The sequence below is a fragment of the Streptomyces sp. NPDC033131 genome, assembly GCF_055578365.1.
Window position 1 is genome coordinate 34,427 of the sequence record NZ_JBVIPA010000003.1, and the last position, 12,957, is coordinate 47,383.

Sequence of the window (12,957 nt, forward strand, 5' to 3'; positions counted from 1 at the left end):
CTGGACGACCTTGACCGCTGCCGGAGGGGCGGACCGCTGCACTGGAGGTTCCTGCCGTGTCCTTGTCCGCCGTCCTACTGGCCGCCGGTCCGTCGCCGTCGCCGTCGCCCACCGAGACGCCGACCACTCCGGCCGTGCCGTCGCTCGAGGACGCCCAGGAGAGCGCGACGAACGCCGCCAGCTGGATCGAGCAGAACTGGTCCACCTGGCTGGCGATCGGCCTGAGGGTCCTGCTGATCCTGGTGATAGCGGCGGTCCTGAGATTCGTGGTGCGGCGGTCGATCACCAAGCTGATCGACCGGATGAACCGCTCGGTGCCGGTCGACGGCAGCCCGCTCGGCGGCCTGCTGGTGAACGTGGAGCGCCGCCGTCAGCGCTCCCAGGCGATCGGCTCGGTGCTCCGCTCGGTCGCGAGCTTCCTGATCCTCGGCACCGCGGCCCTGATGATCCTCGGCACCTTCCAGATCAACCTCGCCCCGCTGCTGGCGTCCGCCGGTGTCGCGGGTGTGGCGATCGGTTTCGGCGCCCGGAACCTGGTGACGGACTTCCTGTCCGGCGTCTTCATGATCCTGGAGGATCAGTACGGCGTCGGCGACACCATCGACGCGGGCGTGGCCGCGGGCGAGGTCATAGAGGTGGGCCTGCGCGTCACGAAGCTGCGCGGCGACAACGGCGAGATCTGGTACGTCCGCAACGGCGAGGTCAAGCGCATCGGCAACCTCTCCCAAGGCTGGGCCACGGCCGGCGTCGACGTCACCGTCCGCTCCGACGAGGACCTCGACAAGGTGAAACGGACCCTGAACGAGGTCGCCGAGAAGATGAGCAAGGAAGAGCCCTGGAACGAGCTGCTGTGGGGCCCGATCGAGGTCCTCGGCCTGGACAGCGTCCTGCTCGACTCGATGGTCGTCCGCGTCTCCGCCAAGACGATGCCCGGCAAGGCCCTCACCGTCGAACGCGAACTGCGCTGGCGCATCAAGCACGCCTTCGACGCGGCGAGCATCCCGATCGTCGGCGGCCCCGCCCTCCCCGCGGACACGGATCCGGACGCGGATCCGACGGCCGGCATGGCGGCCCCGTCGGCGTACTCCAACACGGCGTCACCGCAGGCGCAGGCGGCCACGCCGCTGACGCCGCCGAGTGTGACGAAGTAGGAGACGTACGAGAGGGGGCGCCCGGATTCTTCCGGGCGCCCCCTCTCGCTTGTCGCGTTCCGGCCATGCCCGGCTGCCCTCACCCCCTTGTCGCCCCGGCAGGTAACGACTGTGTTGCCTCGGCGTCGGTCTCTTGACGACTGCTTCACGCCAGTTCTATGGTCCAGACCACCAGACAGGAAACCTTCCTAACAATCACGCCGAGATGGACTTCCCGGCCTGATCACTGGGAACCTGGACAGCCGAGAGGCAGGTGTCGACCCCATGGCAGGAACCGCCGGTACGCCGGGCACCCCGCGCGTCCTGCGCGCCATGAACGACCGCGCCGCCCTGGACCTCCTCCTGGAGCACGGGCCGCTGTCCCGCACCCGGATCGGCAAGCTCACCGGCCTGTCGAAGCCGACCGCGTCCCAGCTCCTGGCCCGCCTGGAGGCGTCCGGGCTGGTCCTCGCGACCGGCACCAGCGAGGGCCGCCCGGGGCCCAACGCCCAGCTGTACGAGGTCAACGCGGCCGCCGCGTACGCCGCCGGACTCGACGTCACCCCCGAGCGCGTCCGTGCCGCCGTCGCCGACATCACCGGCCGCACGGTGGGGACGTACGAGCTGCCGACCCCGGGGCGGCGTCCCACGCAGCCCGTCGTGCGACAGGTCGGCGACGCCCTGGACGGCGCGGTCAAGGCGGCCGGCCTCGCCCGTGACGACGTGCACCGGCTCGTCATCGGCACCCCCGGTGCCTTCGACCCCAACACCGGCCGCCTGCGCTACGCCTCCCACCTGCCCGGCTGGCACTCCCCCACGCTGCTCGACGAACTCGCCGCCGCCCTGCCCATGCCGGTCGAGTACGAGAACGACGTGAACCTCGTGGCGGTGGCCGAGCAGCGGCTCGGCGCGGCCCGCGGGCACGGCGACTTCGTCCTGCTGTGGAACGAGGGGGGCCTCGGCGCCGCCCTGGTCCTCGGCGGCCGGCTGCACCGCGGCTGGACCGGCGGCGCCGGCGAGGTCGGCTTCCTCCCGGTGCCGGGCACCCCCCTGGTCCGGCAGGTCAGCAAGGCCGGCAGCGGCGGCTACCAGGAGCTGGCCGGCTCGCAGGCGATCCCCAAGCTGGCCCGCCGGCTCGGCGTCAGGAACATCCCGTCGGGCCCGTACGCCGAGGTCGCCGCCGCCCTCGTCGCCCGCGCCGCCGAAGCCGACGACGGTCCGCACCGGCGGCTGCTGGAGGCGTACGCGACGCACCTCGCCACCGGTCTCGCCTCCCTCGTCTCCGTCCTCGACCCCGAACTCGTCGTCCTCAGCGGCGCCTCGCTCACCTGTGGCGGGGAACCGCTGCGCGCTCTCGTCCAGGCCGAACTGGAGGAGCTGGCCGCGACCCGGCCCCGGCTCGTCGTCGGCGACGTCCAGGAACACCCCGTCCTGCGCGGCGCGCTGGAGAGCGCGCTCGCCGCCACCCGCGACGAGGTCTTCGACACCTCGCGCTGAGTTCCCAGCCTCCTCACCAAGAGCCCCGCACGCTCGCACACCCACCACCGCTGCCCCCGCCCTGCCCTAGGGAGACCCCGTCATGCCCGGAATGTCAAGAAAAGTCGCGCTCGCTGCCGCCGCCTCCGTGGCCCTCCTCGCCACTTCCTGTACCGGCCAGTCCGGCTCCGACGCGAGCGACGACGCCGGCAAGGAGACGACCCTCAACTTCTGGCACGCCTGGAGCGCGCCCGCCGAGGTGAAGGCCGTGAAGTCACTGGTCGCCGGCTTCGAGAAGACGCACCCCACCATCCACGTCAACGTCGTCGGCAACATGACCGACGACAAGATGAACCAGGCGCTCAGGACGGGCGGCGCCAAGGCGCCCGACGTGATCTCGTCGTTCACCACCAACAACGTGGGCAAGTTCTGTTCCTCGGGCGCGCTGGTCGACCTCAACCCCCTCTTCGAGAAGTCGGGAATCGACCCGGAGAAGACCTTCCCGAAGGCGATGAACGAGTACACCCAGTTCGACGGGAACCGGTGCAGTGTCCCGCTGCTGGGTGACGCCTACGGCCTCTACTACAACAAGACCGCCTTCGAGAAGGCGGGCATCGACAGCCCGCCGAAGACCTGGTCCGAGTTCGAGGCCGCCGCCAAGAAGCTGACGATCGACGACGGCGACAGCTACAAGCAGCTCGGATTCATGCCGAACTACCACGGCTGGGAGACGACGACCGAGCACTATCTCGGGCAGTTCTCCCCCACGTACTTCGACTCCAACGGCAAGTCGGACCTCGCCGGGGATCCCGCCTTCGAGGCCGGATTCACCCTCCAGAAGAGGCTCGTCGACGAACTCGGCGGCTACCAGCGGCTGGAGAAGTACCGCTCCACCCTCGGTGACGAGTGGGGCCCCAAGCACCCCTTCCAGACCGGCCAGGTCGCCATGCAGCTCGACGGAGAGTGGCGCCTGGGCATGGCCCTGGACGCGAAGCCGGACTTCGAGATCGGCGTTGCCCCGCTGCCCGTCCCCGACGACCAGGCCGACCAGTACGGCAAGGGCTACATCACCGGCACCATCGCCGGGATCGCCGCCACCAGCACGAAGCAGAACGCGGCCTGGGAGCTGGTCAAGTACATCACCACGGACACGGACGCGGTGGTGGCCTTCTCCAACGCCATCCACAACGTGCCGTCCACGCTGGCGGCCCTGAGGTCGCCGGACCTGACGTACGACCCGCGCTTCAAGACGTTCCTGGACATCGCCGCGAACCCGAACTCCTCGACGTCCCCGGCCTCCGTCAACGGCGGGGTGTACCTCACGACGATCCAGAACTTCGGGTACGAGTACGAGAGCGGAAAGGTCAAGGACCTCAAGGCGGGTCTCGCCGACACGGCCGAGCAGATCGACACGGACATCGCACAGGCCAAGTGATGAGCGCGCTCACCCCGGCGGCCGAGCGCCGCCCGCCCGCCCTCGCCGCGAAGCAGCGCAGACAAGCACTGCGCACCGCGGCATTCATGTCGCCCTGGCTGATCGGCTTCGCGGTCTTCTTCGCGTACCCGCTGATCTCGACGGTCTACTTCTCGTTCATGCACTACGACGGCTTCAAGCCGCCGACCTGGAGCGGAACGAAGAACTGGACGTACGTCTTCGAGCACTATCCCCTCTTCTGGCCCGCCCTGCGCAACACCCTGTGGCTCGTCCTGATCATGGTCACCCTCCGGGTCGCCTTCGGTCTCGGCGTCGGCCTGCTGATCACGAAGATCAGGACGGGCACGGGCGTCTTCCGCACCCTCTTCTACCTGCCCTACCTGGCCCCGCCGGTGGCCGCCACCATGGCCTTCGCCTTCCTGCTCAACCCCGGCACCGGACCGGTCAACTCGATCCTCGAAGGCATCGGTCTCCCGGCCCCCGGCTGGTTCAACGACCCCACCTGGTCCAAGCCGGCCCTCACCCTGCTCGCCCTGTGGGGCATCGGCGACCTGATGGTCATCTTCATGGCCGCGCTGCTCGACGTACCGCGGGAGCAGTACGAGGCCGCCGAGCTGGACGGCGCGTCGGCCTGGCAGCGGTTCCGGTTCGTCACCCTGCCGAACATCTCGCCGATCGTGATGTTCGCCGTGGTCACCGGGGTCATCCAGGCGATGCAGTACTACGCGCAGCCGCTCATCGCCGGAAAGGTCGCCTCGGGCGTGATCCAGGGCGCCGGCACCCAGTTCGAGCCCGGCTACCCGGACAAGTCGACGCTCACCCTCCCCCAGCTCGTCTACAACCTCGGCTTCCAGCGCTTCGACTACGGCTCCGCCTGTGTGGTGGCCCTGGTGCTCTTCGCGCTGTCGATGGCGTTCACCGCGCTGCTGATGCGGCGCCGGGGCGGTCTCATCCAGGCAGGTGACTGACCATGACCCAGGTACTCGACAGGCCCGTGGAGCCGAAGGCCCCGCCCTCGCCCGCCGAGCGCACGGCCCGCCGCAGGTCCGCACTCGAATGGGTCGCGGTCCACTCCTTCGGCGTCGCCGCGGCCCTCTTCTTCACCCTCCCCTTCGTGTTCGTCTTCCTGACCTCGCTGATGAGCGACTCCCAGGCCCTCAGCCGCGATCTGATCCCGCACACCTGGGAATGGGGCAACTACGCCAAGGTCTTCGACACGCCCGGCTTCCTGACCTGGTGGAAGAACACCCTGCTGTACGCCTGCGCGGGCACCGTCCTCACCGTGGTGTCGTCGGTCCCCGTGGCGTACGCGCTCGCCAAGTTCCGCTTCCGGGGCCGCAATCTGTCCCTGATGCTGGTGATCTCGATGATGATGCTGCCGCCCCAGGTGGTCGTCATCCCGATGTACCTGTTCTGGGCGAAGCAGCTCGACCTGTCGGGCACGCTGTGGCCGCTGATCATCCCGATGGCGTTCGGTGACGCGTTCTCCATCTTCCTGCTCCGGCAGTTCCTGACGACCATCCCGAACGAGTACCTGGACGCGGCGAAGGTCGACGGCTGCGGGGAACTGCGCACGCTGCTGAAGGTCGTCCTGCCGATGGCCAGGCCGGGCATCGCCGCGGTCGCCCTCTTCCAGTTCTTCTACGCCTGGAACGACTACTTCGGCCCCCAGATCTACGCGTCCGAGAACCCGGGCGCCTGGACACTGAGTTACGGCCTGGAGTCGTTCAAGGGAGCGCATCACACGGACTGGAACCTCACCATGGCCGCGACCGTCCTGGTCATGGCCCCCGTGATCCTCGTGTTCTTCTTCGCCCAGAAGGCGTTCGTCGAGGGCGTCACGCTCACCGGAGTAAAGGGTTGACCCAGACATGAAACTCACCGTGGTCGGCGGAGGCTCGACCTACACGCCCGAACTCGTCGACGGCTTCGCCCGTCTGCGGGACACCCTGCCCATCGAGGAACTGGTCCTGGTGGACCCGGCGGCGGACCGTCTGGAGCTGGTGGGCGGTCTGGCCCGCCGTATCTTCGCCCGGCAGGGCCACAAAGGCCGGATCGTGACGACCTCCGACCTCGACGCGGGCGTCGACGGCGCCGACGCCGTGCTGCTTCAACTGCGTGTCGGAGGCCAGGCCGCCCGGCAGCAGGACGAGACGTGGCCCCTGGAGTGCGGGTGCGTCGGCCAGGAGACGACCGGCGCGGGCGGCCTCGCCAAGGCGCTCCGCACGGTCCCGGTGGTTCTCGACATCGCGGAACGGGTCCGCCGTACGAACCCCGACGCCTGGATCATCGACTTCACCAACCCGGTCGGCATCGTGACCCGCGCCCTGCTCCGGGCCGGCCACAAGGCGGTCGGCCTGTGCAACGTGGCGATCGGCTTCCAGCGGAAGTTCGCCGGCCTGCTCGGGGTCACGCCCGGCGAGGTCCACCTGGACCACGTGGGCCTGAACCACCTCACCTGGGAGACGGGCGTACGCCTGGGCGGCCCGGAGGGCGAGGACGTCCTGCCCGGACTGCTGTCGGAGTACGGCGACCCGATCGCCGCCGACCTGCACCTGCCCCGCCCGCTCCTGGACCGCCTCGGCGTGGTCCCGTCGTACTACCTGCGCTACTTCTACGCGCACGACGAGGTCGTACGGGAACTGCGCACCAAGCCGTCCCGGGCGGCCGAAGTGGCCGCCATGGAGCGGCAGCTGCTGGAGATGTACGCCGACCCGGCCCTGGACGAGAAACCGGAGCTCCTCGCCAAGCGGGGCGGCGCCTACTACTCGGAGGCCGCCGTCGACCTGGCGGCCGGACTGCTCGGCGCGGGAGGCGGCCCCTACCAGGTGGTGAACACGTACAACCGGGGCACGCTGCCGTTCCTCCCGGACGACGCCGTCATCGAGGTGCAGGCGGCGGTCGGCCACAAGGGTGCGACGCCTTTGCCCGTGCCGGCCGTCGACCCGCTCTACGCGGGCCTGATGGCACAGGTGACGGCGTACGAGGACCTGGCCCTGGAAGCCGCCCTGCGGGGTGGCCGCGACCGGGTGTTCAGGGCGCTGCTCGCCCATCCCCTCGTCGGCCAGTACGCGTACGCCGAGACCCTGACCGACCAGCTGATCGCACACAACCGGGAGCATCTCGCGTGGGCCTGACCGCAAGTGTCCTCGCCGTCGACGCGGGCAACAGCAAGACCGACGTCGCGGTCGTGGCGGCCGACGGGACCGTCCTCGCCACGGCCCGCGGCGGCGGGTTCCGGCCGCCCGTGGTGGGCGTGGAGGCGGCGGTGGACAAGGTGGCGGAGGCGGTGACGCGCGCGTTCACCACCGCCGGCGTCGAGGCGGTCGACCACGTCTCCGCGTGCCTGGCCAACGCCGACTTCCCCGTCGAGGAGGAACAGTTGGCGGCCGCGCTGCACGCGCGCGCGTGGGGAGCGAGTACGCAGGTCCGCAACGACACGTTCGCCGTGCTGCGCGCGGGCGTCTCCGAGCCGCGCGGGGTCGCCGTCGTCTGCGGCGCCGGCATCAACTGCGTCGGCATGCGCCCCGACGGCCGCACCGCCCGCTTCCCCGCGCTGGGCCGCGTCTCCGGCGACTGGGGCGGCGGCTGGGGCCTCGCCGAGGAGGCCCTGTGGCACGCCTCCCGCGCGGAGGACGGCCGGGGGCCCGCCACGGCCCTCGCGCACACCCTCCCGGCCCACTTCGGCCTGCCCCGCGTGTACGCCCTCGTCGAGGCGCTCCACCTGGGGCACATCGCCCCGGCCCGCCGCCACGAACTGACACCGGTCCTGTTCGCCACGGCCGCCTCCGGCGACGCCGCGGCCCGAGGCCTCGTCGACCGTCTGGCCGACGAGGTGGTGACCATGGCCACGGTGACACTGACCCGGCTCGACCTGCTGGAGGAGGAGACACCGGTGCTGCTCGGCGGCGGTGTCCTGGCCGCCCGCCATCCCCAACTGGACGACGGCGTACGTGACCTGCTGGCCGCCCGCGCCCCCAAGGCCGTACCCCAGGTGGTGACGGCGAGTCCGGTACTGGGCGCGGCCCTGCTGGGCCTGGACCGGGTGGGGTCACCCACGGAGGTGCAGGCCCGGGTGCGCGCCTACTTCGAGGCCTGAGCCCCTACGGTCGCGAGCACTGCGTCGACCAGGTCGGCGACGGGCGTACCGTCGCCGACGTCGAGGCGCGTCAGGCCCAGGTCGTCCACCGCCGCCACCATGAGCGCCTGACAGCGGAGCGTCCGCGCCAGGAACCTGTCCATCAGCAGGCGTTCCGACGCGCTCGCCTCGTCGTGGCCACCGGACGCGTGCACGCGTGTGCGGAGGACGGCCTCGTCCGCGGTGAGCCACACGGCAGCCGTGTTCGGGGCCTCCAGCCGCGCGACGAGGGCGGGCCAGAGGGCAGAGCCTTCGAGCACCAGGCCCGCGCCGGGGGTGCTGTCCGCGGCGCGGGTCCGGATCAGCTCCTCCACGAGCGGCCACAGCTTCTCGTAGTGGCCGAGAACCGACGCGATCAGCTCGTCGACCGTGAGGGAGGAGTAGTGGTCGGCGACGTGGGCCGGGACCTCCCGTCCCGGTGTCCGCCAGGGCCGTCCCGGATGCCGTGCCAGGCCGTCCGTCGGGACATGCTCGAAACCGAGCCGGAATGCCAGTAACCGGGCAACGGTGGACTTGCCCACGTGCGACGTCCCGCCGACCAGTACCACCCGCGCACCACCCATGCGCCGACGGTACGCGGGCGCCCCACGAGGGAACCGAACCGATTCCGCCGGCGTATTCATGGGCAGGGGGTGGTGCGGCACGCGGCCGCACCGCCGGAGGCCCACGCTGCGATCCGATCAAGATCCAGCCAAGGCCGGTGCGGATGTCGGTCCCGGCAGCGATACTTGCCGCGACGGATGACCATGGGGGAGGTCAACAGTGACACACCCGCCGAAAAGCAGCACGGCGCCACCACCGGGTTCCGGTGTGCCCACACTGCCGGTGGTTCCGCCGCAGCCGGGCGGGCCGGTGCCGTCCGCGCAGCGCGGCGTTCCCGCCCTGTACGGAAACACGGGCCGGCCCGTTCCTCCCTCCCCGCCCGAGCAGCCCCGGCGTACCGCCTTCGCGGAGGGCGTCGACCGGCTGCGGGCCGCCGCCACCACCGAGCCCGGCCGGCTGCGCATCATCGGCGCCGTCCTCGCCCTGCTCGTCGTCGCGTTCGGCGCCGTCACCGCGGGCCAGATGGCCGACCGGTCGACCGCCGCCGACGACGTGCTGAACAAGAGCCAGCCGCTCAGCTCGGCCGCGGCCGACATCTACCGCTCGCTCGCCGACGCCAACACCGCCGCCTCCAGCGGCTTCCTGGCCGGCGGCCAGGAGACGGCCGCCACTCGCGACACGTACGAGAAGGACATCGACGCCGCCGCCGAGGGCCTGGTCCAGGCCGCCGCGAACTCCGACCCCGACTCACCGGCCGCGGCGACCGTGACCAAGCTGAACCGGCTGCTGCCGGAGTACAAGGGCCTGGTCGAGCGGGCGCGGACGTACAACCGCCAGGGCTTCCCGGTCGGCGGCGCCTATCTGCGGTACGCCAACGAGAAGATGCAGCAGCAGATGCTCCCGGCGGCCGAGGATCTCTACAAGAAGGAGAACCAGCGGCTGCGCGCCGACTACGCGGACGCCACGCCCTACCCCTGGGCGGCGATCGGCCTCGGCGTCCTCGCGCTGGCCGCGCTCGCCTGGGCCCAGCACCGCAGCTACCGGCGCACGAACCGCGTCCTGAACCACGGCCTGGTCGCCGCCACCGCCACCGCCACCGTGGTCCTGCTCTGGCTGGTCGTCGGCCACAGCGTCGCCCGCGCGGCCCTCGACGACTCCTACGATCACGGCGTGCGCTCGCTGAACGTCCTGCACGACGCCCGCATCGCCTCCCTGAAGGCCCGCGGCAGCGAGAACCTGACCCTGGTGGCCCGCGGCGCCGAGACCGTCGAGGTCGGCGGCAAGACGTACGACGCCTACGACCACAACTTCGGCGCGGAGATGAACACCCTCGCCAAGCGCCTCACCGAGGCCGGGAAGCTCGCCGACGACAAGACGGGCGAGCAGCCGGTCACCACGGCCGTCGGCAACATGACCGAGTGGAAGAAGCGCCACACCGCGGCCCGCGCCCAGGACGAGAACGGCAACTACCAGGCGGCGCTGGAGCGGGTGATCGGCGCCAAGGGCGCGACCGGCGAGTGCTTCGACAGCGTCGACGCGAACCTCGCCAAGGCGATCGCCCACGAGAACGCCGAGTTCGAGCAGGCGGCCGGTGACGGCGTGGACGCGATGACCGGACTGACGGTGGGCGCGGCCGTCCTCGCGGTCCTGGGCGCGGCCGGCGCGGTGCTCGGCATCGGCCGCAGGCTGTCGGAGTACCGGTGAAAGGGGGCGTGACGATGCGGCGGTGGGCGCGAGGGCGACGGCTGAGGACCGGCCTGAAGGGCTGGGGCGGTGTGGGCGCGATGGCGGTCGTCTGCGCCCTGGCGGTGACGTTCGTGATGCTGCTGCCGCTGATCCGGTCGGACGGCGACGGCAGCACGGGCACGAGCGGCACCGGCCTGACGTACGGCAGCCAGGTCCGTGCCGAAGAGGGCTGCCCCACGGCCGAGGTGGCGAAGGCCCCGGAGAAGCAGACGCTGTCCCCGTCGAACGCGGACGGCAGCACCATAGAGGAGATCAAGAACCGCACGGGCGAGAAGCGCAAGCTGATCGTCGGCGTCGACCAGAACAGCTACCGCTGGGGCTACCGCGACCCCAACAGCGGCCAGGACGCGGCCCTCGAGGGCTTCGACATCGACCTGGTCCACCGCATCGCCCAGGACATACTCGGTGACCCGAACGCGGTCCAGTTCAAGGCGATCCCCACCGACCAGCGCATCCCGGCGATCAAGGACGGCCGGGTCGACATGATCGTCCGGACGATGACGATCAACTGCAAACGCCTGTCCGACGTCGCCTTCTCCGCGCCCTACTTCAAGACCGGCCAGCAGGTGCTGGCCCCCAAGTCCTCGAAGATCACCGGGTACGACGGCTCACTCGCCAAGCAGCGGATCTGCACGGCGAAGGGCTCCACCGCCAACGGCAAGCTGGTCAACGACCAGCAGGCGGGTGACCTCGTCTCCTCCGCCGACCTGAGGACCACCGTTCCCAACCAGCTCGACTGCCTGGTGCGGCTCCAACTCGGGGAGGTGGACGCCGTGGTGACCGACGGCGCGCTCGCCGCGAGCCAGGCCGCCCAGGACCCGACGGTCATGCTGAAGGGCGAGCCCTTCACCACCGAGTACTACGGCGTGGCGATGAAGAAGGACGCCGACGATCTGGTACGCCGGGTCAACCAGGTTCTGGTGGACTACCGCAAGGACACCGCGAACGGCTGGCAGGCGTCGTACGACAGGTGGCTTTCGGCGACACTGGGGAAGGACCCCTCGACGTCGGAACCGCCCGCACCGCAGTACCTGCGCACGAGCTGACGCGCCATCGACCGTGGTCGTCAACAGCCCGCCCCTACGGACCCTTTCAGACGACTGACACGAAACACGACGCAGCGAGAGGTGATCGATGGGCGTCACGGACCCCGCCGGGCCGGTGATGGACCGGGACGAGGTGGACCGTGCGCTGGCGCGGCTCGGCGCGGAGCACGAGGCCATCGAGACCTCGCTCCTCGCCCTGCAGGACCACGCGGGCCGCAGACTCCTCGAAGGCGCCGAGCTCACCGGTCTGACCAAGGAGCGCTGGCAGGCCGCGGAGGCGTCGATCAGCCTGCTGTGGGCGTATTTCGACGCCTACAGCGACGCGTTGCGTTCCGCCCGTGACATCCGCGCCCGGCGCCGCTGGTCCAGCCGCGAGGACCTGCTGGAGCTGACCGAGCTGCTGCGCGGCGAGTCCGTCACGGTCGCCGGATCCGCCACGGCGACCGCCAACGCGCCGACCCTGCACGGCGGTCCGAGCAAGCTCAGCGAGCGCTTCTCGCTGGTCACGCTCGTGGACCGGATGAACGAGCTGTACGCGACCTCGCTGGACATGGTCGTCGCCGCCGACGCCGTCTGGTCGGCGCTGCCCGCCCGTATCGATCTCCTGGCCGCGGAACTCCAGCGCACCCGACGGCTCGCGCACTCCGTCGGGGTCCGCCCCGGCGAGCATCATGCGGGCGACGACCTGGAGCGCATCACGCGCACGCTGACGACGCTCCGCGAGCAGGTCGTCTCCGACCCGCTGGCGTTCTGGGTCCCCACGCCGGGCAGTTCGGCACCCGGCGGCGGCAAGCCCGACACCACGGTGTACGACCGTGAGGCGCGCGCCCTGGAGGACGTGCGCCGGGAGATCGACGCCGTGCTGACGGTCCGGCAGGACGCGGAGGCCCGGCTGGTCAAGCTGCGGGACCTCCTCTCGCGCGCGGACCGCACCCTCGCCGAGGCCCGCATCGCGCGCGGCGAGGTCCTGGCGAAGATCGCCGCGACGGAGGTGCCGGTGGTCGGCGGCCCGCCGACCGTGCTGCAGGAGCAGCTGGCGACGGCCGCCGAGTACCGCAGGCACGCCCAGTGGCACCGCCTGTCCCCGCTCCTGGAGTCCCTGGAGCAGAAGGCGGAGGACGAACTGCTGCGGGCCCGGGAGTCGTTGAGCGCGGTCACCGCGCCCCTGGCGGTGCGCGCGGAGCTGCGCGGGCGCCTCGACGCGTACAAGGCGAAGGTCGCCCGGCACGGCCTCGCGGAGGACTCGCTCCTGGTGGAGCGGTACGACGCGGCCCGCCGCATGCTGTGGAGCGCACCCTGCGACCTGCGGGTCGCCGAACAGGCCGTCCTGCGCTACCAGCACGCGGCCGCCGAACTGCTCGCCGCCCCGCGGGTGCCGGAGACGGGCGGGCCACAGGACCGTAGAGGGCCCGGAACATGAGCGACAGAAGGGGGGCGGCGTCG

11 protein-coding genes are annotated in these 12,957 nt (G+C 71.1%); 10 read left to right on the top strand and 1 reads right to left on the bottom strand.

The genetic code is table 11. The features are described from left to right. Positions 1 to 56 precede the first annotated feature (56 nt). The 7 genes from ACZ5XS_RS05465 to ACZ5XS_RS05495 all read left to right on the top strand — a co-directional run bounded on the left by ACZ5XS_RS05465 (position 57) and on the right by ACZ5XS_RS05495 (position 8,140). A complete protein-coding gene (locus tag ACZ5XS_RS05465) occupies positions 57 to 1,151 on the top strand; it encodes a mechanosensitive ion channel family protein (protein ID WP_468648014.1) in 1,095 nt (364 codons plus the stop codon). A gap of 264 nt (positions 1,152 to 1,415) precedes the next feature. After that, positions 1,416 to 2,627, top strand: a complete 1,212-nt coding sequence (locus ACZ5XS_RS05470) for an ROK family transcriptional regulator (protein ID WP_468648016.1) — start codon at positions 1,416 to 1,418, stop codon at positions 2,625 to 2,627. Positions 2,628 to 2,709: 82 nt separating this feature from the next. Further along, positions 2,710 to 4,041, top strand: a complete 1,332-nt coding sequence (locus tag ACZ5XS_RS05475) for an ABC transporter substrate-binding protein (protein ID WP_468648018.1) — start codon at positions 2,710 to 2,712, stop codon at positions 4,039 to 4,041. Further along, positions 4,041 to 5,009 carry a carbohydrate ABC transporter permease gene (locus ACZ5XS_RS05480; RefSeq protein WP_468648020.1) on the top strand — a complete coding sequence of 323 codons (969 nt, stop codon included), beginning with the start codon at positions 4,041 to 4,043 and terminating at the stop codon, positions 5,007 to 5,009. Before ACZ5XS_RS05475 ends, ACZ5XS_RS05480 begins: the two co-directional genes overlap by 1 nt. Positions 5,010 to 5,011: 2 nt before the next feature. Then, positions 5,012 to 5,905 (top strand): carbohydrate ABC transporter permease, encoded by an 894-nt coding sequence (locus tag ACZ5XS_RS05485; protein WP_468648022.1) that lies wholly within the window; start codon positions 5,012 to 5,014, stop codon positions 5,903 to 5,905. 7 nt (positions 5,906 to 5,912) lie between these two features. Further along, the gene (locus tag ACZ5XS_RS05490; protein ID WP_468648024.1) at positions 5,913 to 7,178 is read left to right on the top strand and encodes a 6-phospho-beta-glucosidase; all 1,266 of its coding nucleotides are present in this window, start codon (positions 5,913 to 5,915) and stop codon (positions 7,176 to 7,178) included. Beyond that, positions 7,169 to 8,140 carry an N-acetylglucosamine kinase gene (locus ACZ5XS_RS05495; RefSeq protein WP_468648026.1) on the top strand — a complete coding sequence of 324 codons (972 nt, stop codon included), beginning with the start codon at positions 7,169 to 7,171 and terminating at the stop codon, positions 8,138 to 8,140. The genes ACZ5XS_RS05490 and ACZ5XS_RS05495 overlap by 10 nt, the downstream gene beginning before the upstream one ends. Here the strand turns inward: ACZ5XS_RS05495 and ACZ5XS_RS05500 are convergent. Next, positions 8,125 to 8,742, bottom strand: a complete 618-nt coding sequence (locus ACZ5XS_RS05500) for a hypothetical protein (protein ID WP_468648027.1) — start codon at positions 8,740 to 8,742, stop codon at positions 8,125 to 8,127. The two genes, ACZ5XS_RS05495 and ACZ5XS_RS05500, sit on opposite strands and share 16 nt — an antisense overlap. 199 nt (positions 8,743 to 8,941) lie before the next feature. Here ACZ5XS_RS05500 and ACZ5XS_RS05505 point away from each other — a divergent pair, with 199 nt between their 5' ends. The 3 genes from ACZ5XS_RS05505 to ACZ5XS_RS05515 all read left to right on the top strand — a co-directional run bounded on the left by ACZ5XS_RS05505 (position 8,942) and on the right by ACZ5XS_RS05515 (position 12,934). Then, on the top strand, positions 8,942 to 10,426 hold the full coding sequence (locus ACZ5XS_RS05505; RefSeq protein ID WP_468648028.1) for a hypothetical protein: 1,485 nt from the start codon (positions 8,942 to 8,944) through the stop codon (positions 10,424 to 10,426). Between the two features lie 14 nt (positions 10,427 to 10,440). Next, positions 10,441 to 11,514, top strand: coding sequence for a glutamate ABC transporter substrate-binding protein (locus ACZ5XS_RS05510; RefSeq protein ID WP_468648585.1), 1,074 nt, complete (start codon positions 10,441 to 10,443; stop codon positions 11,512 to 11,514). An 88-nt stretch (positions 11,515 to 11,602) separates the two neighbouring features. Continuing rightward, the gene (locus tag ACZ5XS_RS05515) at positions 11,603 to 12,934 is read left to right on the top strand and encodes a coiled-coil domain-containing protein (RefSeq protein ID WP_468648029.1); all 1,332 of its coding nucleotides are present in this window, start codon (positions 11,603 to 11,605) and stop codon (positions 12,932 to 12,934) included. Positions 12,935 to 12,957: the final 23 nt, after the last annotated feature.